Origin of the sequence: Clostridioides sp. ZZV14-6153, from assembly GCF_020657855.1 — a bacterium.
Classification (GTDB): Bacteria; Bacillota; Clostridia; order Peptostreptococcales; family Peptostreptococcaceae; genus Clostridioides.
The window spans coordinates 180,412-206,449 of record NZ_JAGWCZ010000007.1; the positions used below are offsets into that span (position 1 = coordinate 180,412).

At 29.5% G+C, this 26,038-nt stretch carries 19 protein-coding genes, 1 pseudogene and 1 other annotated feature; of the genes and pseudogenes, 3 read left to right on the forward strand and 17 right to left on the reverse strand.

Annotated features, from left to right (window positions below):
• Positions 1-13: 13 nt before the first annotated feature.
• Entirely contained in the window at positions 14-2,392 is a 2,379-nt protein-coding gene (locus KGF46_RS11095) for an endonuclease MutS2 (protein ID WP_227861976.1), read from the reverse strand.
• Between the two features lie 322 nt (positions 2,393-2,714).
• Here KGF46_RS11095 and KGF46_RS11100 point away from each other — a divergent pair, with 322 nt between their 5' ends.
• The gene (locus KGF46_RS11100; protein ID WP_227829458.1) at positions 2,715-4,166 is read left to right on the forward strand and encodes an aminoacyl-histidine dipeptidase; all 1,452 of its coding nucleotides are present in this window, start codon (positions 2,715-2,717) and stop codon (positions 4,164-4,166) included.
• A gap of 313 nt (positions 4,167-4,479) precedes the next feature.
• Here KGF46_RS11100 and KGF46_RS11105 read toward each other — a convergent pair whose 3' ends face one another.
• The 12 genes from KGF46_RS11105 to KGF46_RS11160 form a co-directional block, all read right to left on the reverse strand.
• Complete coding sequence (locus KGF46_RS11105) at positions 4,480-6,972, reverse strand: diguanylate cyclase domain-containing protein (protein WP_255611385.1); 2,493 nt, start codon at positions 6,970-6,972, stop codon at positions 4,480-4,482.
• Between the two features lie 221 nt (positions 6,973-7,193).
• On the reverse strand, positions 7,194-8,015 hold the full coding sequence (locus tag KGF46_RS11110) for a nitroreductase family protein (protein WP_227842774.1): 822 nt from the start codon (positions 8,013-8,015) through the stop codon (positions 7,194-7,196).
• Positions 8,016-8,119: 104 nt separating this feature from the next.
• Entirely contained in the window at positions 8,120-8,596 is a 477-nt protein-coding gene (locus KGF46_RS11115; RefSeq protein ID WP_227829455.1) for an 8-oxo-dGTP diphosphatase, read from the reverse strand.
• 35 nt (positions 8,597-8,631) lie between these two features.
• Positions 8,632-9,210: an HD domain-containing protein gene (locus KGF46_RS11120; RefSeq protein ID WP_227829454.1), complete on the reverse strand. Its 579-nt coding sequence runs from the start codon at positions 9,208-9,210 to the stop codon at positions 8,632-8,634.
• A gap of 103 nt (positions 9,211-9,313) precedes the next feature.
• On the reverse strand, positions 9,314-11,755 hold the full coding sequence (locus KGF46_RS11125; RefSeq protein WP_227861977.1) for a U32 family peptidase: 2,442 nt from the start codon (positions 11,753-11,755) through the stop codon (positions 9,314-9,316).
• A 137-nt stretch (positions 11,756-11,892) separates the two neighbouring features.
• Entirely contained in the window at positions 11,893-12,573 is a 681-nt protein-coding gene (locus KGF46_RS11130) for a YoaK family protein (protein WP_227829452.1), read from the reverse strand.
• A 201-nt stretch (positions 12,574-12,774) separates the two neighbouring features.
• Positions 12,775-13,365, reverse strand: coding sequence for a cell division protein ZapA (zapA, locus tag KGF46_RS11135; RefSeq protein ID WP_227829451.1), 591 nt, complete (start codon positions 13,363-13,365; stop codon positions 12,775-12,777).
• A gap of 24 nt (positions 13,366-13,389) precedes the next feature.
• Positions 13,390-15,783, reverse strand: a complete 2,394-nt coding sequence (pheT, locus tag KGF46_RS11140) for a phenylalanine--tRNA ligase subunit beta (protein ID WP_227861978.1) — start codon at positions 15,781-15,783, stop codon at positions 13,390-13,392.
• A gap of 16 nt (positions 15,784-15,799) precedes the next feature.
• Entirely contained in the window at positions 15,800-16,819 is a 1,020-nt protein-coding gene (gene pheS / locus KGF46_RS11145; protein WP_227829449.1) for a phenylalanine--tRNA ligase subunit alpha, read from the reverse strand.
• A 50-nt stretch (positions 16,820-16,869) separates the two neighbouring features.
• Positions 16,870-17,104, reverse strand: a binding site (T-box leader).
• A gap of 186 nt (positions 17,105-17,290) precedes the next feature.
• Positions 17,291-18,088, reverse strand: a complete 798-nt coding sequence (locus tag KGF46_RS11150) for a TrmH family RNA methyltransferase (RefSeq protein ID WP_227861979.1) — start codon at positions 18,086-18,088, stop codon at positions 17,291-17,293.
• A gap of 199 nt (positions 18,089-18,287) precedes the next feature.
• Positions 18,288-18,959 (reverse strand): potassium channel family protein, encoded by a 672-nt coding sequence (locus KGF46_RS11155; RefSeq protein ID WP_227829447.1) that lies wholly within the window; start codon positions 18,957-18,959, stop codon positions 18,288-18,290.
• 233 nt (positions 18,960-19,192) lie between these two features.
• Positions 19,193-20,569 carry a TrkH family potassium uptake protein gene (locus KGF46_RS11160; protein WP_227829446.1) on the reverse strand — a complete coding sequence of 459 codons (1,377 nt, stop codon included), beginning with the start codon at positions 20,567-20,569 and terminating at the stop codon, positions 19,193-19,195.
• A 427-nt stretch (positions 20,570-20,996) separates the two neighbouring features.
• Between KGF46_RS11160 and KGF46_RS11165 the strand changes: the two genes are divergently transcribed.
• Complete coding sequence (locus KGF46_RS11165) at positions 20,997-22,739, forward strand: peptidase M3 (RefSeq protein WP_227842772.1); 1,743 nt, start codon at positions 20,997-20,999, stop codon at positions 22,737-22,739.
• An 81-nt stretch (positions 22,740-22,820) separates the two neighbouring features.
• Here KGF46_RS11165 and KGF46_RS11170 read toward each other — a convergent pair whose 3' ends face one another.
• Together KGF46_RS11170 and KGF46_RS11175 are read right to left on the reverse strand one after the other, a co-directional pair.
• The gene (locus tag KGF46_RS11170; protein WP_227829444.1) at positions 22,821-23,018 is read right to left on the reverse strand and encodes a hypothetical protein; all 198 of its coding nucleotides are present in this window, start codon (positions 23,016-23,018) and stop codon (positions 22,821-22,823) included.
• The gene (locus tag KGF46_RS11175) at positions 23,015-23,599 is read right to left on the reverse strand and encodes a TetR/AcrR family transcriptional regulator (RefSeq protein WP_227856674.1); all 585 of its coding nucleotides are present in this window, start codon (positions 23,597-23,599) and stop codon (positions 23,015-23,017) included. The genes KGF46_RS11170 and KGF46_RS11175 overlap by 4 nt, the downstream gene beginning before the upstream one ends.
• Before the next feature lie 162 nt (positions 23,600-23,761).
• Between KGF46_RS11175 and KGF46_RS11180 the strand changes: the two genes are divergently transcribed.
• Positions 23,762-24,580, forward strand: a complete 819-nt coding sequence (locus KGF46_RS11180) for a MerR family transcriptional regulator (protein WP_227829442.1) — start codon at positions 23,762-23,764, stop codon at positions 24,578-24,580.
• Between the two features lie 376 nt (positions 24,581-24,956).
• On the opposite strand, the pseudogene KGF46_RS11185 reads toward KGF46_RS11180, so the two are convergent.
• Positions 24,957-25,454, reverse strand: a pseudogene (locus tag KGF46_RS11185) (GNAT family N-acetyltransferase); the annotation flags it as partial.
• Positions 25,455-25,544: 90 nt separating this feature from the next.
• Positions 25,545-26,038: transposase (locus tag KGF46_RS11190; RefSeq protein WP_227861980.1), on the reverse strand; the 494-nt coding region annotated here is incomplete at its 5' end.

The following is a 26,038-nucleotide window of genomic DNA, read 5'->3' on the forward strand; positions in this document are numbered from 1 at the left end:
GCTCCTATACAAATTATTTTAGTTTAACAATTGTTACTCCTGCTCCACCTTCTCCATACTGGCCACCTCTTTGTGATTTTACATGTCTATTTTTTCTTAAAATATCTTGTAGTCCTGCTTTTAGCACTCCTGTACCAATTCCATGTATTACTGTTACAGATTCTAGCCCTGCTACATATGCATCATCTAGATATTTTTCAACTTCCATTATAGCTTCTTCTAAATTTAAACCTCTAAGGTCAACTTCACTTTTTATATTTCCAGATTTTGCCCTTATGATATTTCTTGTTGATTTAGTAACATTTTTTGAAACATCCTTGTGAGATTTTTGTAACGATTTAAAAGGTAGAGTCATCTTCATTATACCAATTTGCACTACTGCTTCTTTTCTCTTTTTGTCTACAGAAACCACACTACCCTTTTGATTTAAAGTTATTACTTTAACTTCTTCTCCTGGTTTTAGGTCTTTTATTTCTTTACTTGAAACCTTTGGAACTATCATACTTTTTACTGTTGGTTGAAGACTTCCCATAGAACTAGTCAATTCTTTTCTAAGTTCTTCTATTTTACGATTTTTTTCTTTAGAAGCTCTTTCTTGTTCTAAACTTCTAAGTTCCTTTATTATAAGGTCTACTTCTTCCTTAGCTTGTCTTGTTATTGAAAATGCTTCTGATTTAGCCTTTTCAATCATCTTATCTCTTTGAGTAACTAATTTTTCAAGTTTTTCGTCGTATTCTACTTTTAGTCTTTCTATCTCTTCCTTCAGTCTTTCAGCTTCTTCTCTATCTTCAATAGCTTTGATTCTATTCTTTTCAACATTTTGTAATACATCTTCTAAAGCTATGTTATCTGTATTTATATATTCTTTGGCACGTGAAATTACATAGTCACTAAGTCCAAGCTTTCTGGAAATCTCAAACGCATTTGATTTTCCAGGAACACCTATAAGTAACTTATATGTTGGACTTAAAGTTTCTATATCAAATTCAACTGCTGCGTTTTCTACACCAGATTTAGTAAGAGCATAATTTTTAAGCTCACTATAGTGAGTAGTTGCTATACATTTCGCTCCTACAGAGTTTATATCTTCTAATACTGCTATTGCAAGTGCAGCTCCCTCAACAGGGTCTGTTCCTGCTCCTAATTCGTCAAATATAACTAAAGAGTCTGCTGTTACGTTTTTTAGTATTGATACTATATTTGTCATGTGAGATGAAAATGTAGATAAACTTTGCTCAATACTTTGTTCATCTCCTATATCTGCAAATACATTATCATACACACACATACTACTTCCATAATCAGCAGGTATGTGAAGTCCACTTTGTGTCATAAGCGCAAATAAGCCTACAGTTTTTATTGTAACTGTTTTACCACCTGTATTTGGACCTGTTATTACCAATGTGTGGAAGTCTCTTCCTAAATAAATAGTATTTGCCACTACTTTTTTCTTATCTAATAGTGGATGTCTTCCATTTTTTATATTTAAATATTTATCCTCATTTAATGTAGGTTCTATACCTCTCATTTGTATAGAAAGTTTTCCTTTTGAAAATGCAAAGTCTAATCTTCCGAGTATCTCTTGATTGGAAATCAAATCTTCACTTACTTCTCCAACCATTGCAGAAAGTTCTGATAAAATTCTCTCTATCTCTTCTTGCTCTCCTAATTTTAGCTGTCTTAACTCATTGTTCATCTCTACTATAGTCATTGGCTCTATAAAAAGTGTCGCACCAGAAGATGACTGGTCATGTACTATACCAGCTACTTGCGACCTATATTCAGATTTTACAGGTACTACAAATCTATCACCTCTTAGAGAAATTATGGCATCTTGTAAGTATTTTTGATAAGTAGTTGAACTTATTATTGAATTTAATTTAGACCTAATGGATTGATTTTTTTGAGCTATTCTTCTTCTGATATCTCTAAGTGTACTTGAAGCATTGTCAGATATTTCTACTTCACTTATTATCGCATTGTATATCTGGTCTTCTATATCTTTATATACATATAGAGAATTTGATAGAGATTGTATTATTGGATAATTAAAATCTTCTTCATCACTGCTAGACAGACTATTTTTTAATCTTCTAGCTACTCTTAAAGTATCCGCTATCATAATTAAACTTCCTGGGTCAAGAGATGCACCTATATAGGCTCTTTTAACCTTATCTTCTATATCATGAATACCATCCAAACCTACTGAACCTCTCTTTATAATAATTGATTGAGCTTCACTAGTTTCTTCTAGCATGGACTTTACTTCTACAAAATCAGTATTTGGAACTAAACTTTCTATATATTTTAGACCTAAAGAAGATGAGGCTTTCTTCTTTAATAAATCTATTATTTTATTGTATTCTAGAACTCTTAACGATTTCTCATTCATTTTTCTATATTCACCATCCTCAATATTTTAACTTTTTTCTTTAATATCTAAAATGTATGCTTTCCAAGCATTTTCAATAAAAACTGCAAGTTTTATTTCTTTTTTATTTCTAAATTTATTATATTTTTTCTCTTTTAGATATATTTTAAACATATTTTGTATTATACTATGTATGTAGCTATCTATATATTATACATAAACATGCTTTATTTGTAATATAATCTGTTAAAAAATCTTCTTTAATATTTTTTAAAGGAGTTTATTTTAGCTTATTTTATAAAAATAGCTACTTATATAGATAAATTAAGGAGGAACACAAGTCATGGGAAACGTATTAGAAGGATTAAAGCCAGAAAATGTTTTTAAAAACTTTGAGAAAATATCTCAAATTCCTAGAGGTTCTGGAAACGAGAAAGGCATAAGTGATTATTTACTTAGCTTTGGTAAAAATTTAGGGCTTGAAACTATCCAAGATGAAAGTTTAAACATAATAATAAGAAAGCCTGCTACAAAAGGATATGAAAATTGTCCAGGAGTAGTTCTTCAAGGACATATGGATATGGTTTGTGAAAAAGAAAAGAATGTTGAACATGATTTTCTTAAAGACCCTATAAAATTAAGAATTAATGGTGATATGATATACGCTACTGGAACTACTCTTGGAGCTGACAATGGTATCGCTGTTGCTATGGGTATGGCTATATTAGAAGATAATACTTTAGAGCATCCAGCATTAGAAGTTTTAGTTACTGTTAATGAAGAAGATGGTATGAACGGTGCTGATGCATTAGACCCAAGCTTAATCAAAGGTCAATATATCTTAAACATGGACTCCGAGGAAGAAGGATACCTGTTAGTTAGTTGTGCTGGTGGTAAAACTTGTGTTGTTAGTCTACCTGTTGAGTACAAAGAAGTTGGAGCTGACAAACAAGCTTTATTAGTTGAAGTTACTGGATTATTAGGTGGACATTCTGGTATGGAAATTGTTTTACAAAGAGCAAATGCTAACAAAGCAATAGCTAGAGTATTAAGCGTACTAGATGTTGATTACGAATTGGTTTCAGTTGATGGTGGTACTAAGCATAATGCTATACCTCGTGAAGCTAAGTGTGTAATAGCCGTTGATAAAGCTGATGTTGAATCTGCTAAAAAACAAATAAATGATATTTTAACTGCATTTAAACATGAGTTTACTACTTCTGACCCTGATATGGCTTATTCAGTAGTTGAAACTTCTGCAACTAAAGCTCTTACTAAAGACTGCAAAGAAAAAGTTATTCAAATGTCAAGCTTAACTCCTCACGGTGTTCAATCTGTAAGTCTTGATATAGAAGGGCTAGTTGAAAGTTCTACTAACTTCGCTATAATTGAAACTAAAGAATCTACTATTGAATTCTTAACTTCTGTTAGAAGTTCTGTTATGTCTATTAGAGATGAGATAGCTGATAGAATAAGACTTTTAGCTCAAGCTTTAGGTGCTAACTATGGTCTTACATCTCAATATCCAGCTTGGGAATTTAAAAAAGGTTCTAAATTAGAAAAAATATGTAGTGAAACTTACGAGAAATTAACTGGTAAAGTTCCTACTGTTATGGCTCTACATGCTGGTCTTGAGTGTGGATTATTACTTGATAAACTTCCTCATGCTGAAGCTATCTCTATAGGACCAGATATGTTTGATGTTCATACTCCAAAAGAACACGTTAGTATACCTTCTATTGCTAATGTTTGGGATTATGTTATTGAAATATTAAAATCTATGAACCAATATTAAGACTAAGTTTTAAGAGATTTTAATTCTAAGTAAATCTATATAAAATTAACCCTGTAAATTAAGACTAATGTTAGCATCAAGTTTAATTTTAGCATTAATTTATAGAAATAAAGCCTAATGATGATAATAACATACATCATTAGGCTTTATTATTTTCACTTTAAAAAGATTTATTATATACTTTCTATTTAGAAATTTATTATATTTTTATACTTCATCTTATATAAATTAACATTTCTATTTTATTTACAATTATACAAAACTCGTTCAATTATATCTTATTTCTAATTTCTATAGTAAATCTTTCTAAAAATTATACTTCTACTATTTTAAATTTATTTCTTCCTTGCTTCTTAGAATCATAAAGAGCATCGTCTGCCATTTTGTATAATTCATCATATTTCTGTCCATATTTTGTTATCGCTACACCCATACTTATAGATACACTTTTTCCATTTGGTAACTTTATAAGGTGAATCTGTTCATATACATAATTACATTTAGCGACAAGTTCTTCCTTATTTATTATATCTCTAATGTAGATACTAAATTCGTCTCCACCCAAGCGACCTACAATATCATCTTTTTCAAAACTTCTTTCAAGCATTTTTGCAACATCAATTAATACTTCATCTCCAACTAAATGTCCATAATTGTCATTAATAGACTTAAAATAATCGATATCTAAAATTAGCAAAGCTCCGTTTTTGTTAGGAGATAAAGTCGATAAACTTTCTGCTGTTAACTTTCTAATATATGCTGCATTAAAAATATTTGTTAAACCATCTTTTTGAGCCTTATCCAGTAACCTATCCTTTTCCTCTTTTTCAGAATCAATATTAGATATTTTTCCAATTACATACACTGGTACATTTTTTTCATTATAAATTATTTTTGAAGTAATCCTAATCCAGTGACAATTACCATCAGAGCAGAGAGAATACATTTCAGTAGTCCCATTTTCCTGTGATTTGATTACATCAGAAAACTTTTTATTATATTCTATTTCAATTTCACTCATAGTACTATTATCACTCTTACTTATACCATAATAAGTACTAATTCCTTTCCCTTTCATAGAAACTATCAATTTATCTTGTCTATAATCATATTCAAAAAAGTATTCACTTGCCATTTCATACACTTCAGAGTGCTTTTTAAGTTCCAAAGAGATTTTCTGATTCATACTTTTACGTGTATGCAAGCTCCATGCCATACCTCCAATAATACAAAGTAATAAACTAGCAACTATTAAAACAGTTTCAATTGGATTTTGTTGCATAATATAAAGCAGTGAAAAATCTTGTCTATATGTAGTATTTTGATAAATAATTGATTGCATCTTTTCTGATGGAATACTTATAATAGCTTTATTAAATATACCCAATAATTCCTGCTTACTTGGTTTAACTATACCAAAGCAAATACTCTGTGGCTCATAAGTCTGTGGAACTAAACGTACATTTTTGTACTTAGGTTGATTCATATAGTACTGTATAGAATAGCCTTCTCCATAAGTATAATCTACATCTCCCTTGTTGACGGCTTCTATACACTCTTCCAAAGTATCATACCATACAACATCTCCCTTAAAATAATTATCATAAATGATACCTTTAGGTAGAGCTAGACGCTTTCCATCCAAACTATTCTCATTTAATTTATTGTTAATCATCATAATGTATTGAGTAGAAACGAATGACCGAGACATAGTTACATTGTGTTTACGAGAATTTTCATAATCATAAATCATTCCTGCTACAATATCAATTTCATGATTTTCAGTCATTTTGTCCAAATCTTTTTGGGACTTTGCAGGTACCAGTTCAAATTTCAGTCCAGTTTTGTCAGATATATGATTCAATAAATCTATTGATATCCCTTTTAATTCGCCTGTTTTTTCATCTATGTTTTGAAATGGTGGCTTATTTAAAAGTACCCCAACTTTTAATGTATCTATATCTTTAATATATGTAGTTTCATCATCAGACAAAAGCATCTTATTATTTTCTGGTGTAAAATATTTTTCATATAGAGTAGTTGAAAAATATGGGTCTGTCTGTTCAATATTGTTAATTGCTGAGTTGAGCCTTTGAGTTAGGTCTGTATTACCTTTAGGTGTAATAAAATAGAATGGTTTTGGTGAGAATTTAGCTATAGTACGCACACCTTCTATTGGACTCATACTCACATTAAGCAGTGCATCTGCCTTACCATTCTTTAGTGCTTGTAACTGTTCTTCTTGTGACTTACAATATACTAATTTAGGTGATATTAAATTCATCTTGCAATATTCATTTAATTCTTTAAGCCTAGTATTAGAATTCTCTATTACAGCAATACGAATTTCTTTCATAGATTCTAAACTTATACTATCAATAGCTGTATTTTCATATAATACTTGCAATACTGTATTTACTACTCCATAACTATTACCTGCATAATTATACAATTTTTCCATCTGCTCATTGTATAACATGCCTCCCATTATATCAATCTCACCTTTTTCTAGCATTTTCATTAGTTTTGTAAGAATTTCATTTTCATCTCCAGATACTTGAACAAATTCATAATTCCATCCAGTATATTGCGCAATTTCCAACAAATATTCATATGTATATCCAGAGTATTTACCTTGCTTATCTAGTTCAGTTAGACCTTTTTGAATAGGATAAGCAACCCGAATAGTACGACTATCACTACCTAAAGCATTAACATTAAAAGGAAATATGCCAGAAGTGAATATAGACGCAATTACAATAATTAATAAAAGTAATTTTTTTGAATTCACTATACACTCCTCCATATAATTAAGATTTACAGTGCAAATTACTATATAAATTTTTAGATATGAAAAAATAGATTAGCATATAAAAGGATATAAAAATTTACTTAAAAATTTAAATATCCTTTTATATACAATATATCTAAATTATAACTGATTTATTTGATTATTACAATAAATTTGCTATATTAAATATATACATTCTCTCGTATTAATCGCTAGTATATAATACATTTTAAGTTCTATCTTATTTCAAATTTAGCACTATTTCTATTTACAGTTCTCTTATATTTTACACTTGGGTATCCCAATATAAATGAAGTTATAACTGCTTCATTATCATTCATTCCCAATAATTCCTTTAACTTTGGCTCTACATTTGATGCCATAACGAAAAATCCATTGTAACACATTCCTAATCCTTGAGAATAAGCCATAAGCTCCATATTAGATGCAGCTAATCCACCATCTACATATACACTTCCTCCTAAAGAAGTGTCACCAACAACTACCATAAGTAATGGTGCATCATAAAATAGAGAATCATATCCTTCTTCTTTATATCTTTTGTACATTCTCTTAAATGTATTTTTATACATAGAACGTACAGGGTCTTCATCATCAGTGTTTAATGCCAAGTTATAAAGCCCTTCTATTGCTAATTCTTTTACTTCTTTTAGTTTTTCTTTTACTAATATGTATCTTATAGGTTGTCTATTTCCACCTGTTGGTGTGTATCTTCCTGCTTCTACTATATTTTTTATTTTTTCTTCTTCTACCTCTATGTCTTTATAGCTTCTTATACTTCTTCTAAATTTGATGAAGTTTAGTAATTTTTCAGGCTCTAAATCAAATTTTTCATGATTGAATTCTAATACTTCATTTTTATCAAATCCCTGCATTTCTATTGCATCTGTTGGACATATCGCCATACAGTGACCACAGTTAATACAGAGAATATTTTTCACCTTTGCTTTATCTTCTTTAACTCTTATTGCATTTACAAGGCAGTCTGACTCACACATGCCACATCCTACACATTTGTCTAAATTTATGTCTATCATTCCAGCTTATTCCTCCATTTTAAAATTTTCACTCTAGTATAAATCAAATAGTTGTCTAAGTCAATTTTTATTTTTTTAACAATATACAAGCTTTAATTTTTTAATTAATCTAAGAAATTTACACTGTAATCTTTCAATTTGCCATTATCATATGTTATCTTTGCACTAAAAATTTTGCCTGTTTTAGCCCAATCTAAAAATAACCTGTCACCTTCCCACATATTTAAGTCAAATATTTTATCATTATCAACCCAAAGTAATTTACCTTCTTTACAATCATCTAAATCTTTGCTAGATAAAGTTCCTTCAAATTCATCTGAAAAATACAAAAACATATACCAATCTTCTTCATCTTTAAATTTTGGAAAAGTTATCAATCCTTTATATGTTAATGACTTAATAGTAAGACCTGTTTCTTCTTTAACTTCTCTGATTATACATTCTTCAGGTGTTTCTCCCTGCTCAAACTTTCCACCAACACCTACATATTTACCTTCATGTACATCATCTTTCTTCTTATTTCTATACAACATTAAAGTCTTACCATCTTTTTCTATATAACAAATAGTCGTAAGTTTCATATAATTCGCCTTACTTTCTCTTTTCTATTTTTTATTTACTCATTTTCATTGTTTTCAAGTACATCACTAATATTCTTCATTGCATTAAGAGAAAGCTCAGCAAATTCATCAAATGGGATACCTATATCTTCTATACTTCTCATTGCATCTCTATTTACATTTGAAGCAAATCTTGTTTCTTTCATTCTTTTAATTACAGATTTTGTCTTTACACTTGTAAGTTTTTTATCTGGATAAACTAAAGCTATTGCAGTTATAAATCCAGTTATAGGGTCTGCTGCATATATAGCTTTTTCCATTAGGCTAGTTCTTGTAACTCCCATACCATCATGATGACCAAGTATTGCTCTATACATTTCTTCATCACCAAAATTTTCTTTTTTAAGAAGTTCTACAGTCGTTGTTGCATGACCTTCACAGATTTCTCCTGGCTTTCTTCCAACTATATCTGAATCCAAATCATGTAAAAGACCTGCAACTGCCCATTTTTCTTCTTTTTCTGGCTCTAGTCTTTTGGCTAAATCTTTCATAACTGCTTCAACTGCATAGCAATGTTTTCTCATTCTATCAGTTTCTAAATACTTAAATAAAATCTCTAAAGCTTCTTCTCTCATTTTCAGAAATCCCCCTGTTTTTTCATATATATGATATTTTTTTATATTAATATACATAAATTCAAGTTTTTTTATATATTTATGTATATTTTTCATGTTATATCTATTCTACACCTTTATAGTAGTGTCCTGCAACTGTTCCAATTTCGTCCAATTGCTTATATAAATTAGTAGCTTTTTCTCCAAGTTTATAATTATTGTTTAAAACCTCAATATGGGCTTCAATAACTTTTTTTACCATTTCACTATTTTCCACTGTAAAATCTATTCTAAATATATCTACTCCAATTTCATCTAATTCATAAAGATTGTCCAACATACAAGTGACCTTTGAATTGTAAATAGTGCTTCTACAGAATATATCTTGTGTTATCCTATAACTTGCATCTGTAAAATCTCTTAGAGCATAACTGCTCTCCTTACATTTAGCTACTCTCTTATCTTTTTTACAATCTCTAACAACAACCCCCATAGGACAGTATTCTGTGACCATCATAGGCGTATATCCATATATCACTGCTTCAATTTCTGCATCTGTATATTTTAACGTTTGTTCAATCTCACTTAAATTTAACTCTTGTGATAAACAAACCGTACTTGCTCCTACATCCCTAAAGTGATTTATACTTTCACTATTAAAAGTATTCAAATAGCAATCTATATTTAGATTTTTATCTTTAAAATAATCCATAGAACCCCAATTGCCAACTTGAATTTTATTAAGCCCTTTTATGTTATCTAATACTTCAAACTGTTTGTATTCTCTATTTCTAATAATTCTTGGTGCTGAATAGATTAATCTATCTTCAAGACTAGGTGTTTCTTCACTTGAAGCCATTTCCAAAGCTTCAGATAACGTGTTTATATCTTCATAATAAATTAAATCTACATTATATTTTAGTACTGCTTCTAATTGCTCTAAATTCTTAACTTTAACTCTAAGTTTAGGAGTTGTATTAAATTCTTTATGTCGATTTATTTTAATTGGTCTGTATTTTAATTTGCTTTCCTTAAATTTTCTATCTTTTATCTTTATTCTTTCTTCATCCAAAAGCTCAATACAATCTCTTCTCATTTGATTTAATATACTTATAGGCATACTTACACCTTCATCTAAATCAATTTCTATATTTTTTAATTTATAAGGCGTATTTCCAAGTTTTTGAATCTGTGTTTCGATTTTTTCTTCACTTAAAGCAACCTTTATAGCTTTTTCAGCTACCTTTTCACCCTCTACAACTGCTTTATTACCACAAAAATCACTTATAGAAAGTACTGGTTTTTCACCCAATTTAATACTTACTTTTGCACTTATGTTAGTTTTTATAAGTTCTTTATCTTGCTGGAATGTAGACTGTACTTTGTCCATTAATTCACTGTCTGAAGTCTTGAATATAAGTTGATTTCTCTTTGCTTCCCCAATAAAATCTAATTCGATTAAATCTCCTTTGTGTGCTATTGTAGTTATCTCTCCATCTTTTATAACTCTTCCAATAGTCCCTCCACCTAAGTTGATTCCATCGCCTTTTTTAAGGGTATTCTCTAGTATCACTCTAAGTCTCTTTGTTTTTCTATTATGGTCTAAAACTTTTCCAACATATAGACCTTGATTGTTAGGTCTATCAGAATTCATTATATCCTTACCAACTTCACCTAATATATATCCTTTAGTAAACTTTCTATTGAAGATAGTATACAAATTATTTATTATTTCCTCAGAAACATTTATTTTATTCTTACTTATAAACTCATTAATCGCTTCTCTATACCCTGAAACTACAGTAGCTACATATTCTGGCTTTTTCATTCTTCCTTCAATTTTTAGAGATAATACTCCTGCTTCGATTATTTTATCTAAATCTTCTATAGTACTTAAATCTCTAGGACTTAATAAATACTCTCCATTACTATTTACTACTTCACCTGTATTTATATCTATTAACTCATATTTTTGTCTACATGGTTGTGCACATCTACCTCTGTTTCCAGACCTGTTTCCTATCATACTACTCATAAGACATTGACCTGAATAACATACACATAAAGCCCCATGCACAAATACTTCTATATCTACAGTTGTATTTTCACAAATCCATTTTATCTCATCAACATTTAATTCTCTTGCCAAGACCACTCTATCAAATCCTACACTTTGAAGGTATTTTACATCCTCTAATGAATGAGCTACCATCTGAGTACTTGCATGTAATTCAAAATCAGGTAGTAATTTTTTTATAAGCCTTGCCATACCTATATCTTGAACTATTAATGCATCAATATCTATATCATATAAAAATTTTACATACTCGACAAAATCATCTATCTCATACTGTTTTATCAATGTATTTACAGTGACAAATACTTGTACTCCTCTTATATGACAATATTTAACAGCTTCAATCAGTTCATTTCTATCAAAGTTATTTGCAGATGCTCTAGCACTAAAGTCTTTTCCACCTAAGTACACAGCATTTGCTCCATTTTGTACTGCTGCTTTCAGTGAATCAAAAGAGCCAACTGGTGCAAGTAATTCTATTTTTTTCATATTTTTCTCCTCTATTTATACTTATTAGGTTAATATAATTATATCTATAACATAAATATTTACATTAAATTTATACACTATTTACTATATAAAGTATATCAAATAATGACTCCATTTTTTTATCAATTTACATTAAGTTAATTTTCATTAAATGAATCATCTTTATTGATAAACATAATTCCAAAGACTACTGCCAAAATAAAGAAACATATTAGGATTGATTTTTCTACAAAAATTCTTGTAAAAAAAGTACCTAAAATAGCTCCAAATATAAAGAATATAATAATAGAATAATACTGCAAACTCTTTTTTATCATAAAAATATTCTTAGTCTGTATATAATGAAATAATGTTTCTGTCGCACTTCTTAAATTTCCAGTACACATTGTAGTTGCAAAACTATTTCCATTTACCTTTCTAAAACTCTCTACTTGCATTGAAGAAATAAAAGAAATAGCAATATTTACAAACATATTAAATTGCCCTCTAGGTACAAAAGAAACCACAAGTATTGTAATCATTTCAATTATAACGATAACTTGACGCCAATGAATCTTAGAATTCTTTTTAAAGTACTTTCTTATTTTCTCTGCTATAAATACACCTAACATAAATGCCAAAATAGGAATCAAGTAATAAAAAGATTTTTTTATATTACCTTCTGCTATATTAAGTCCTAGTAAGACTATGTTTCCAGTCTGTGCATTAGCAAATACTTTTCCTCTTACTACATAAGTATAAATATCTAAAAATCCTCCTATTATCGCCAATAAGGCACATAAGAAGAATGATTCAGACATCTGGCTCTGTTTTGTCATATATAAACATCTCACTTTCTACTGATAGATACCAAATCAAAATTCTTTTAGATATCATTTTTTATTTTAATATTAAAATAAAATTTTATATTTGCATACAATGTATACACTAGTTATATATACATTATATGTTATTTATATTTATTATTTATAAATTAAAAGAAGCTGTCTCAAAAAACAAGAGACAGCAAATCTTTTAATTTATTCCACGTTTTTTACATCATTATTTAACCCTGTACATTTTAGCTGTAAATCATAAGCCTTGTTTTGAAACTCAGAAGCTAAATTTTCAGCTATAGTAGCTCTTTCATTTGATTCTTCAAGCTGAGCAGTTAACTCTTCTATCTTGTTTTTATAAGCATCTAACTCGGCTTTAGAGCCTTCTGTTGTATTACTAAGTTCAAATATTTCTTGCTTTTTATTCTCTATAATCTCAATTAACTCTTTCATTTTAGCTTCAGTTTCACGATTTTCTGCTTCTTTCTCTGCTATTGTAAGTTTTAAAGATTTGATTTCTAATTGAAGCTCTTCGTTAGATGAACCAACCTTCTTGCTCAATTCTTCATTAGCTTTAATCAACCTCTCATTTTCATCTGAACATTCAAATAAAAGGTCTGATATATTTAATGCAGTTAATATTGCAGCAACTGATAAGCTTAGTTTCGGGTTTTGACGTGTTATCTTATCCATTTCTTTATCAACAAAATCAGCAATACTAATCATAAACTTCTCTGACTTGTCTCCAACCATTGGATACTCAACGCCATGGATTTTCACCATTACTTTGTTCATCCTAACCTCCCACGACATTAGTTGTTAATTTGATCTTAAGTTAGCATTCAATTTTTCGCTTAATTCACTTAATATCTTATCATGCACCTTAGCTACTTCTTCATCTGTTAGAGTCTTATCTTTGCTTCTATAAGTTATTGAATATGCAATTGATTTATATCCAGCTTCTATTTGAGAACCTTTGTAAACATCAAATAATTTGTAGCTTTCTACTAATCCTTGACCATTTTCCTTTATTATATCTTCTATTTGCTTTACAAATACATCATCCTTAACAATAAGAGCTATATCTCTTGATGTAGATGGATATTTTGGTAATGGCACATAATTCTTTGTTCTATCAGAATTATCAAATACAAAATCAATATCTATTTCAGCAACATAAACTCTTTGACCTAGATTGTAGTTTTCTATAACATCTGGATGCAATTCACCTAATGTACCTACATATTTATTATTATACACTATTTTAGCACATCTACCAGGGTGGAAGGTAGTATTATTATCTTGAGGTTCAATTTCATAATCTTTGAATCCTACATTAATAAGTACAGTTTCTATAGTTCCTTTTAATGCAAAGAAATCTACGTCTTTACCATACATACCTACACACATTCTATTTGCTTCCATAGGAAGTTCTGAATCTTGTGGTATGAATATATGTCCACACTCAAATGCTGATACTTCTTCTATTTTATGAGATACATTAGTTGATAAAACATCTAACATATTTGGTATTAAAGTAGTTCTCATTACAGAAGTTTCTTCTCCTAATGGGTTCATCAACTTAACAAAATTTCTCTTTATATTACCTTCTGGTACTCTTATCTTGTCAACTCCCTTAGGGCTTACAAATGAATATGTTAATATTTCGTTTAATCCTACAGCAGTTGAATTATTTTTTAGTGCTTCCATGAATTTTTGTTTTGAAGTTTTAACTCCTGCTGTTGTATTTCCTTCTAATTGTACAGAAGGTATATTTTCAAATCCATAAATTCTAGCTACTTCTTCCCATACATCAGCTTCTTGTTCCATATCTGTTCTAAAACTTGGTACATCTACTTCTAGCTTATCATCAGCAATTAAATTACATTTAAATTCTAATGATTCTAAAATTCCTACAAACTGTTCCATTGAAACATCTACACCTAAAAGATGGTTGATTCTTTGAGGATTTACCACCAATTTTTTAGGTTCTGGTTTATTTGGATATACATCAACAGTTCCTTTTAATACTTTTCCTGCTCCTAACATCTCAACAAGTTGTACAGCTCTATTTGCTGCTATTTCTGCAAGATTAGGGTCTAAGGCTTTTTCATTTCTTGAAGATGCTTCTGACCTAATTCCCACTTTTTTAGCTGTCATTCTTATGTTTTCTGGTTTGAAATTGGCACTTTCGAAAAGTACAGTCTTTGTCTTATCAGTTATTTCTGAGTTTGCACCACCCATTACACCAGCTAGACCAAGTGACTTTTCTCCATTTGTTATAACTAACATATCTTTGTCTAATGTTCTTTCAACATCATCTAGTGTTACAAGCTTTTCTCCGTCTTTAGCAGTTCTTACTACTATTCTTCCTGTTTCTACTTGGTTTATATCAAAAGCATGAAGTGGTTGACCAAGCTCTAACATTACAAAGTTCGTTATATCAACTATGTTGCTTATAGGTCTTACACCTGCTTCTGTAAGTCTTCTTTGCATCCAGTATGGAGAAGGTTCTATTTTTACATCAGTCACCATTCTGGCAACATATCTTCTACATAAATCTGGATTATCTATCTCAACTTTGAAGTCTATTTCTTCATCACTTTCTTTTACTTCTATTTCAGGATATTTTACTTTTGTTCCTATAGTTGCAGCTGCTTCTCTAGCTATACCCATCATACATTTGCAGTCAGGTCTGTTTGAAGTTAATTCAAAATCTATTAAAGCATCATTTAATCCTAAAACATCTTTTACATCTTTTCCTAATTCATAAGAGTCTTCGTGGTCTAAAATATATATACCACCTCTTTTGTATTCTTCAATATAATGTTCATCTATACCTAATTCAGCTGCTGAACACATCATACCATCTGATAATTCCCCTCTGAAGTCAGTTTGTGTAATTTCAACTCCTCCAGGTAATTTAGAACCATTTACAGCTACTGGAATATAATCTCCTTCTGATATATTTGTAGCTCCTGTAACTATTTGAACAACTTTATCTCCAACATCTACTTTAGTTACAACTAACTTATCAGCATTTGGATGTTGTTTTATTTCTAAAATCTTTCCAACTAATATATTTTCTACTTCTTCACCATAATAATCTATTGTTTCAACTTTAGTTCCTGTCATTGTCATTTTATCAGCGAACTCTTTTACATCCATGTCTATATCAACATAGTCTCTAAGCCATTTTAAAGATACTAACATCTACACACCCTCCTAATTAAAATTGATTTAAGAATCTCATATCATTTTCGAATAATAATCTAATATCATCTATTTCATATTTAAGCATTGCAAGTCTTTCAACCCCAACTCCAAATGCAAATCCACTGTAAACTTCTGGGTCTATTCCACAATTTCTAAGTACATTTGGATGAACCATACCTGAACCTAATATTTCTATCCAACCTTCGTACTTACACATTGGACAACCTTTACCACCACATTTGAAACAAGTAACATCAACCTCTGCACTTGGTTCTGTAAATGGGAAGTTATGAGGTCTAAACTTAGTTTTGATATCAGAACCAAACAATTTTTCAACGAAGATATCCATAGTTCCTTTAAATTCTGCCATAGTAACATCTTTTCCAACAACAAGCCCTTCTATTTGATGGAACATTGGTGAATGTGTCGCATCTGGTGAATCAAATCTAAAGCATCTACCTGGTGCTATTACTTTAATTGGTAACTCTTGACTTCTCATAGATCTTACTTGAACTGGAGACGTTTGAGTTCTAAGTAATACACCATCATTGATATAGAATGTATCACTCATATCTCTTGATGGATGGTCTTTAGGAGCGTTTAATGCATCAAAGTTATTTTCTACTGTTTCAACTTCTGGACCTTCTGCTATAGAGAATCCCATTCCGATAAATATATCTGTTACTTCATCTATAATTTGAGTTATTGGATGTTTCTTTCCAACTTTCAATACTTTTCCAGGTTGAGTAACATCTATTACTTCTTCTCTTAATTTTCTTTCTTTTTCAATAGCATTTATTTCTTCTTTTTTAGAATTTATGCTAAGTTCAATATTCTCTCTTACATCATTGGCAACTTTTCCAACTACTGGTCTTTCTTCAGCAGATAATTTACCCATCTCTTTAAGTATGGCAGTTATCTCACCTTTTTTTCCTAAATACTTAACTCTTAAACTTTCTACACTTTCTATGCTTTGTGCCTCTTTTATTTCAGCTAAAGCTGCTTCACGTAAAGCAAGTAATTTTTCTTGCACACATATCACCCTTTCGTTTTTTTGTATAAAAAAAAGCCCCTCAATCCCTGTCTAGGGACGAAAGGCTATAGTTTCGCGGTACCACCCTAGTAGTTTAACAATCTAAAAATCATCAAACCACCTCTAACAAACTTAACGCGTTTTTCACGTCAAAGCCTACTATCAAATTTCAGCTTTGTTACTCCAGAGGGAACTTCTCCTGACCTCTTAGAAAACACTCCCAGCCTCGGTGTTTATCTCTTTACTAAGTTTAATCAAAATACTTTCCTCTTTCATTGCATTTACAATATTATATTGTTTATTTTAGTATTATATCATTTATATCTACATTTTGTGATTATCTTATTGTGACTATTTTAAAGTACAATCACATAATATTTTTATCAATCATTTTTAAAATATATTGACTATTTTTGACACTCTACTATTTAATTCAAAATTATAACACGACATTATATTTATTACAATACATTAAATTAAGTATTTTTTTATTTCATACATCAGTATAGCAGAGCTTATTGCGGCATTTAACGACTCAGCTTTGCCATATATAGGTATTTTAACCAAAATATCAGATTTTGATACAAGCTCTTCATTTATTCCATTTGCTTCGTTTCCTATCACCAAAGCTACTTTTGAGCCATAGTCTATTTTGTCATAAAAATTATCTGTATTTAAATAACTTGAAACTATATTAAACCCTTGTGATTTAAGTACATCTGCAGTCTCATCTTGTAGGGCATTAATTATATTCATATCAAAAATAGAACCCATAGTTGACCTAATTACCTTTGGATTGTATATATCGACACATCCCTTTAGTGCTATTATTGCATCTACTCCAGCAGAGTCAGCAGTCCTTATTATGGTCCCCATATTTCCTGGGTCTTGTATTCTGTCTAAAATCAATACAAACTTATCTTTTTCATTTATACTTTCATTTAAATTTTTTTCCTTAAATGAAACTACACCTATTATACCTTGAGTATTTTCTGTGTCTACAAGTTCTTTAAAATTTTTATTAGTAGTCTTATATACATTTGTGTTTTTTTTATCTAAGTTTTCTAATAGTTCCACGTGTTCCTTTTTATTTTCAAAATCCTCATTGATAAATACATAATCAAGATTTGCATTACATTCAAGTGCAAGCACTACTATTCTGTACCCTTCTATCATGAACTTTGACTCTTTTATTCTATTTTTTGACTTTAACAGTGCTTTAGTATATTTTAATTTTTCATTATCCTTACTGCTTATAGTTGTAATCATTTTATCTAAATGCTAACTTAATATTAGCACAACCTCCTTATCATTCTTTATCCTACTTTTAAAATCTTGATTTCGATTAAAACTCTATTCTCGATTGAAACTCTATTCTCAATTAAAATAAAAATAGTATCATATAACTATTCATAATTATATGATACTATCTACTTTCATTGCAATCAAATATATCTTAAATAATAAACTATCTTCTTCTAATTATACCCTTATTTCCAGATGTAATAGCTGTTATACTAGTATTTTGACCAATTATAACCAATATACTTCCAGCTGTAAGTTCCTCATCAGGAGAAGGTGTCACATTTATATTTTTACCAGTCTTGATGGCAAGCACAGTTATCTCATATCTAGCTCTAAGCTCAAGTTCTACAAGTGTTTTACCAACCCAATCATTTGGAGTTACGATTTCAACAATTGAATATTCTGGGTCAAGTTCAATATGGTCTAATATATTGTCAGAAACTAAATTATGTGCAACTCTTACTCCCATATCTCTTTCTGGGAATACAACTCTATCTGCACCAATCTTATAAAGAACTTTGGCTTGTAATTCATCTTTTGCCTTACATATTATCAACTCTACGCCCATTTCTTTGGCTATAAGAGTCGCCATTATAGATGCTCTTATATCAGAACCTATTGCAACTACTGCTACATCAAAGTTACCTAGACCCAATGATCTTAATGCTTGTTCCTCAGTAACATCCACTATAAGTGAATGCGTTACTTTATCAGATATACTTTGAACTGAATCTTCATTTTTATCTATTGCCATTACTTGATGTCCTAAAAGATGCATAGTAGATGCAACTGAACTTCCAAATCTCCCACACCCAATGACTATATATTGCTTCATCTCGAAACTTCCTCCCTAACACACAATTTGTATAATATCTATTAAATTAACTTTTATATAGATAAATTAATTTAATTTTTATATTTAATATTTTTGTTTTATTTGATTAATCATATCTAAATTTATTTCCTAGATTATTACTATCATTAGTTAATTTATTTAATTAATCACATCTAAGTTTATTTTCCTATATTATATATCATTATTAATCAATTTATCTCATAAATGGTACTCTATCCAACCATAATCTTCCCTTCTGCGTATCTAACTGGCTGACTCTTTCTTTTCCCTCCAGAAAGTATAGCCATAAATAAAGTAAGAGAACCAACTCTCCCCATAAACATAAAGATTATTATTATAACCTTACCTAAAGCATTTAGGTTTGAACTTCCAGCTAAACTTGAACCAACTGTAGCTAGTGCTGAAGTAACCTCAAATGCTGATTGAACTAGCGTAAACTTAGGTTGAGTTATTGAAATAATCAAAGTTCCAAAAATAACTGCGGATATACTAATTACAAATATCCCTAGAGATTTTTTTATAGTTGCTGGAGCTAGTCTTCTCTCAAAAGCTTCTATATCAGATTTTCCTGATAAAAAACTTCTAACTGTAATTATTAATACTGCTAATGTTGTTGTTTTGATACCTCCACCAGTAGATGCAGGTGATGCTCCAATAAACATCAAAATTATCATTATAAATATACTACTTTCTCGTAAAGTAGCTAAATCAAGTGTATTAAAACCAGCCGTTCTTGCTGTTACTGATTGAAATATCGCTGATAATATTTTCCCTTTTACAGGTAATTCTGCCATAGTGGCCTTTTGGTTAAACTCTATAAGAAAAATAAATATTGCACCTACTAAAATAAGTATTACAGTTGAAAATAAAACAACTTTAGAATGCACATTTAATTTTGAAAATCTTTTTTTTCTTACAATATCAAGGACAACTGGAAATCCTAATCCACCTAACACTATAAGTGCGCAAATAGTCATTGATACTGTAACATTGTTTACATAAGAATTTAGCGATGTAAATGGCCCACTTACACTACCCATTAAGTCAAATCCGGCATTACAAAACGCTGATATTGCATGAAATATGCTATACCATATTCCTCTAGATAAACCAAATTGTGGAATAAAGACAGTTGATAAAACTAGTGCACCTATTCCCTCTATTGTTATAGTTATTATTAATACAAATCTTGTAAGTCTTACTAGCCCTGATAAATCTGCTTGGTTTAATGATTCTTGTATCAATAATCTTTCTCTTAGTTGTATTTTTTTTCGTGCCATAAGTGAAAACATTGTAGCTACGGTCATAAATCCAAGACCACCAATTTGTATCAATGTTATTATTACTATCTGTCCAAATAAACTCCAATAAGTTGCTGTATCTACCATAACGAGACCAGTAACACAAACCGCTGAAGTAGCTGTAAATAGAGCATTTAATAAGCCTATACTCTCTCTACTCTGTGACGATATCGGGAGTGTTAACAATATGGCTCCAATTAAAATAATTGCTGCAAACCCAGATACCATTATTTGAGTAGGTCGCATTCCATCTGCGTAGAGAATAAGTCTTCTAACTATTGTTTTCAACTTTCTTTATACCTCCTTAACATAAAATCATTACTGTTAAGACCTTTAATTTGTTTATTTTTAGAGCTTTCCTCTAAATTATTATTCTATTATAGTATAAATATTGTATAAAGACAATGATATGAATTTTTATAATTTTTGTTTGGAATATTGCAAATTTTTATATATGTCTTTTAATTTCAATTACATCAAAAATTCCTATATTTTTTGCATATAATAAGTATAATATTAGAATAGTTTTTCGCATTTTGTACTTAAAATTTATTTATCATTTTACCAATACAATTTTCATATACTTTTTTGAAGTTAAGTTTTTATATTATTTATAATCTTGTCCATATTTTTGTATTAAATTTTCTTAATATGCATTTTTTATATTTAATATAGTAAAATAACTAATAACTATATCCATGATTGGAGGATTTCTATGATTAAATCCAAGAAAAGATTATTTATTTCTCTAATTTTAATTGTAATTTTTATTATATTTGCATTATACATAAAAAATTATACTAATGATTCAAAAAAAGATTCAGTTAGAGGAACTATTCCTTTTGAAAAAATGGAATATAAGCGTCCTGATATAAAGTCAGTATGCGAAAATATTAACACATATAACGACAAACTTTTAACATGTAAAAATGCCAAAGAGCAATTGAACGTATTTAATAATGTCGATAAGATTTACCAAGACTTCTATAGTACACTTACTATAGCAAAACTTAGAAACAATATAGATTCATCAGATGAATTTTACTCTAAGGAATACAAGTACCTTATGAGTAAATCTGTGGATGTTGACATGGCATACAAAGATTTTCAGGATACATTTGTAAATTCTAAGTTTTCTAAAGAACTAAAAAAAGAAATTGGAAAAGATGGATTTAATTATTTAAAAAACATTGGAAAGCTTAATTCAGAAGAAGTCGAAAACCTACTTAAAAAAGAGCAAGACTTAGTTGTTAGATATGAAGACTTATTATCTAAGTCTACTGTATCAGTAGATGGAATGGAAATAGATTTTGAAGAAGCTATGTCAAAACCCAATCTTAGTTATGAAGAATATGTAAAAATTTATTCAGATTACTTAAAAAAATACAACCCTATATTTGGTAATATTTTTTTAGAGCTTGTGCAGACGAGAACTGAGATAGCAACTAAACTAGGTTTTAAGAATTATACCGATTATGCTTATTTAAATTTAAATAAAGATTACTCCCAAGAGGATGCAAGAAAATTTAGAAGTGAGGTAAAAGAGTATATAGTTCCATTATATATGAAAGTTACATCACAACCTTCTGACTCTTCTATTTATATTAAGGCATATAAGAATCGTTCATTTAGAAAATTTGATAAAGTACTTGAAGATATATCTCCAAAATTAAAAGAGTGTTTTAATTACATGAAAAAATATGACTTATACGATTATTCTTCTGGAAAGAACAAATCACCTGGAGGTTATACTACTTATATAAACAAGTACAAAGCACCCTTTTTATTTAATACATGGGACAATTCTTTTTTAGGTGTTACTAGCTTTGCCCATGAGTTTGGTCATTTTTATAATTACTACAACAGTATTAACTTAAATAATACGATACAGCCAAGTATTGATATATGCGAAGTTCATTCTACATCTTTAGAAATTTTATTTTACAAGTATTTTGATGAATTCTTTGGGAAACAATCTGAAGCCATAAAAAAGGAACACTTATCGATTGTTTTAAATACTATTATTGATGCTTGTCTTTACGATGAGTTTCAAGAAATTATATATAAAAACCCATATATGAGCTTAAATGATATCAATAAACTATTTTTTGACTTAGAAGAAGAATATGGAGTATCTAATAAGATACTTAAAGACAAAAATGCTCCATTTTGGATACTTGTATCTCATAACTTCCAAGTTCCTTTTTACTATTTAAGTTATGGCCTTGCATCTGATGTATCTCTTCAAATATGGGAGTTATCACAGGATGACTATAGAAAAGCTGTTGATGTATACATGGATTTTTTAAATCAAAATACAGATGCAGGATTTAAAGATGTAGTAGAAAAAGTTAATCTACAATCTCCTTTTGAAAGCGGAAACTTGGAGGAAATAAGCTCAGCTTTATACGATTATTTTGGTCTAGAGAACCCTCTTGAATTAGAAAATGCTTCTTAACATTTAATAATAAAAACGTCAGAAATTTTATAAGCCTTTGCTTTTATTACTTCTGACGTTTTGTATATTTGCCCCGTTAGATTAATATTTTTTTATGTACATAATTAAAAGAATTATAGTAATCAATAAAAACACACCTGTAAAAATAGCACTATTCATGTGAAATTTAATAGAACTTGTATCTGTTACCTTGTTATTTCTAATCCAAAAACCACAAATCATAGTTGAAATAAAAAATAAAGCAGTAATAATACTTGCACCAATAGTTATAAGTTTCATTTTACATCATCCCCTTTGATAATATTTTCTATTAAAATATCAATAAAATTATCTCTCTGATGTTTAACTTTTATATTTGTACCACTATATAATTGAAATGATTCTGGTGATAAAGCCACCATTTGTATAGGTAAAATAATTTGTAAGGCAATAGTTCTTAAACTCATTTCGTCTTTTTCGTCCCCAAATATATTACGAAGTATAGGAATGATAGCAAGTTGTGCCTGCATATTTCCATTGATTATACATTGATTCAATATAAAAGGTAGTACCTTATCATAATGTATACCAATATCACACAGTCTCTTCAATAAATCCTTTAAGTTCTCAACAGAATCTAGAGTATATACACTATCATACGATAACTCTGTTATTATATTTGACATTGTATCTCCTATTGCTATACTCAATAAATTATCTTTAGTCTTAAAATGATAATTTATTAATCCAACTCCAACCCCTGCACGTTCAGCAATTTGACGAACTGTAATCTTATCAACATCCTCTACTTCTTCTAAAATCCTTAATGTAATTTCAATTATACGCTCTCTCGCATCTTTATCTTTTTCTTTATTTATCATAACATACCTCCAAAACATTTACATTTTTTGTTCTGAACACGTTCAGTATAATGGTTTTTTTATTATATGTCAATATATAATTTTTAGTTGACTCTACCACTATGATATGGTTTATATTGAGATTGAGCTCAAAAATAATACCTTTATAAAGGAGATATAAATATGTTTAAGATAGGCGATTTTTCAAAACTTAGTAAAATTAGTATTCGCATGCTACGTCACTATGATGAAATTGGACTTTTAATACCAACTCATATAAATAAAATTAATGGTTATAGATACTACAGTGCAAATCAACTTTCCACTACAAATAGAATCCATGCCTTAAAAGATATGGGATTTAGCTTATCTTCTATCAAAGAAATTTTGACGGAATACAATGATAGAGAAAGCTTGATAAGGTATTTAAATATCCACCATTCTCAAGTAAGAGAACATCTAGAAGACACGCAAAAAAAACTATTAAAAATAGAAACTACTATTGAGAGAATTGAAAGGATTGATATTATGAAAAATTATGATGTAACTATAAAAGACTTTGCTCCAAAATATATGATGACTTTAAGAAGAACTATACCTACTTATCAAGATGAAGGAATGCTATGGCATCAATTATGCTCAGAAACAAAAGGGCATAATGTACAAGTTGATGTTCCTAACTATTCTAAAGCAGTCTTTTATGATGTTGGGTATAAAGAAAATTATGTTGATGTTGAGATACAACTTGCTGTATCTGGAAATTATAAAGATACTGAAAATGTTAAGTTTAGAACTGTTCCAAGTGTAACTGCTGCAACTGCTATTGTAAAAGGAAACTTCAATCAACTTACAGATGCTTGTGAGGCTATTGGTAATTGGATATCTGACAATAACTATGATGTAGATGGCCCTATGTTTAATATTTATCATATAGGACCTGGTCAAGACAGTAATTCTGATAATTGGGTAACAGAAGTATGCTTTCCAGTTAGAAAAAAATAAGTTTCAATGATGTTTTATTTATGTAATATTTGTATTCTAGCTCTTGTTGTACTTCTTTATAAGTCTTTTAAACATAGATTCATACTTTAAGTACTACTTTTGAATAAACATCCCAATTAATGACTAAGAAATTGCTATAACCATCAATTACAATCGGCTTTAGATTCTTTCGTTTTTTCAAACTTTGCTAGAATGTCTGACAAGCTTCCTAACTAATAGGAACTTGTTAGACCTCACATTTTATTTCTTCACTGAGTATAAATATCCTTTGTTAAACTTACAAACTAGCGAATAATATTTATTTTTATTCTAATATCTTATTTTCCAAACATCGAACTACTAATAGCAAAAGTGTATTTTTTCATAGCATTGTTAACTACTCTATTGAAAGTACCATATTCACATTCTCACCTTCTGGATAATTACCTTGACCCCATTTACCGAAATGTTTCCCATAATAATCTTTAGGATTAAAACAATCACTTACCACAAAACCACATTTTTCATAGGCCTTTATAGCACGAGGATTTTTAATCCATGGTCGAATAATAAATGTGCCTATCTCATAGTCTCTAGTCAAGCTGTCAATTAACAACTTCATAGCTTTTGAACCAATCCCCTTACCAGTATATTTCATTGAACGCAACCACATATCTAGCTCCATATTAGGTATCTTCCCATCATTGTATGCATGAGAAATGGTCCCCACAATTTGATTATCATATTCTATAAGCAAGTATTTATTAAGACCAGGAGTACTACTAAAAAAGTAAGATTCTTCATCATGAATGTCAGACCAGTCAAAATCCTCTTTATTATCAAACATTGACTTCCATATCTCATCTTCCTCAAATGCCATATCATATATTAGTTTTCTATCAGAATCTTCAGCTTGAACTACTCCACCTTAATTACCTTCGGTAATGTTTGAAGGTGGATATTCCTATTCGATAGCACTTTTGCACTAAGCATTCATAGGCTCTAAGGGCTGTTCCATCCCCACTAATCTTAATCCTTCTTTTAGTATATTTATGCTGGCATTTATATCTCTGTCATGCTGTGTATGGCACTCTGAACAAACCCACTTTCTAAGTGATAAGTTTTTTACATCTTTATTTCTATGAGCACATACACTACATAACTGACTTGATGGATATGTATTTCCTATTACAGAAATTAATCTCCCATACCAAGTAGCTTTATACTCAAGTAACCTTCTAAATTCATACCAACTAACTTCACTTATTGCACCTGCTAATTTATGATTCTTAATCATATTACTCACTTTCAAATCTTCTAAACAAATTATTTGGTTTTCTCTAATTAGCTTAGTTGATATTTGATGTAGGTAATCTCTTCTTTGATTAGTTATTCTTTCATGTATCTTAGCTACTTTAATTCTTTGCTTATTCCAATTATTACTGAACTTCTTCATCTTTGATAATCTTCTTTGTTCCA

Excerpts from the sequence above, each read along its gene's own strand:
- KGF46_RS11095 (WP_227861976.1), bottom strand. The coding sequence starts at position 2,392 with ATGAATGAGAAATCGTTAAGAGTTCTAGAATACAATAAAATAATAGAT.
- KGF46_RS11100 (WP_227829458.1), top strand. The coding sequence starts at position 2,715 with ATGGGAAACGTATTAGAAGGATTAAAGCCAGAAAATGTTTTTAAAAAC.
- KGF46_RS11105 (WP_255611385.1), bottom strand. The coding sequence starts at position 6,972 with ATGGAGGAGTGTATAGTGAATTCAAAAAAATTACTTTTATTAATTATT.
- KGF46_RS11110 (WP_227842774.1), bottom strand. The coding sequence starts at position 8,015 with ATGATAGACATAAATTTAGACAAATGTGTAGGATGTGGCATGTGTGAG.
- KGF46_RS11115 (WP_227829455.1), bottom strand. The coding sequence starts at position 8,596 with ATGAAACTTACGACTATTTGTTATATAGAAAAAGATGGTAAGACTTTA.
- KGF46_RS11120 (WP_227829454.1), bottom strand. The coding sequence starts at position 9,210 with ATGAGAGAAGAAGCTTTAGAGATTTTATTTAAGTATTTAGAAACTGAT.
- KGF46_RS11125 (WP_227861977.1), bottom strand. The coding sequence starts at position 11,755 with ATGAAAAAAATAGAATTACTTGCACCAGTTGGCTCTTTTGATTCACTG.
- KGF46_RS11130 (WP_227829452.1), bottom strand. The coding sequence starts at position 12,573 with ATGACAAAACAGAGCCAGATGTCTGAATCATTCTTCTTATGTGCCTTA.
- zapA (WP_227829451.1), bottom strand. The coding sequence starts at position 13,365 with ATGAACAAAGTAATGGTGAAAATCCATGGCGTTGAGTATCCAATGGTT.
- pheT (WP_227861978.1), bottom strand. The coding sequence starts at position 15,783 with ATGTTAGTATCTTTAAAATGGCTTAGAGACTATGTTGATATAGACATG.
- KGF46_RS11150 (WP_227861979.1), bottom strand. The coding sequence starts at position 18,088 with ATGATTACAACTATAAGCAGTAAGGATAATGAAAAATTAAAATATACT.
- KGF46_RS11155 (WP_227829447.1), bottom strand. The coding sequence starts at position 18,959 with ATGAAGCAATATATAGTCATTGGGTGTGGGAGATTTGGAAGTTCAGTT.
- KGF46_RS11165 (WP_227842772.1), top strand. The coding sequence starts at position 20,997 with ATGATTAAATCCAAGAAAAGATTATTTATTTCTCTAATTTTAATTGTA.
- KGF46_RS11170 (WP_227829444.1), bottom strand. The coding sequence starts at position 23,018 with ATGAAACTTATAACTATTGGTGCAAGTATTATTACTGCTTTATTTTTT.
- KGF46_RS11175 (WP_227856674.1), bottom strand. The coding sequence starts at position 23,599 with ATGATAAATAAAGAAAAAGATAAAGATGCGAGAGAGCGTATAATTGAA.
- KGF46_RS11180 (WP_227829442.1), top strand. The coding sequence starts at position 23,762 with ATGTTTAAGATAGGCGATTTTTCAAAACTTAGTAAAATTAGTATTCGC.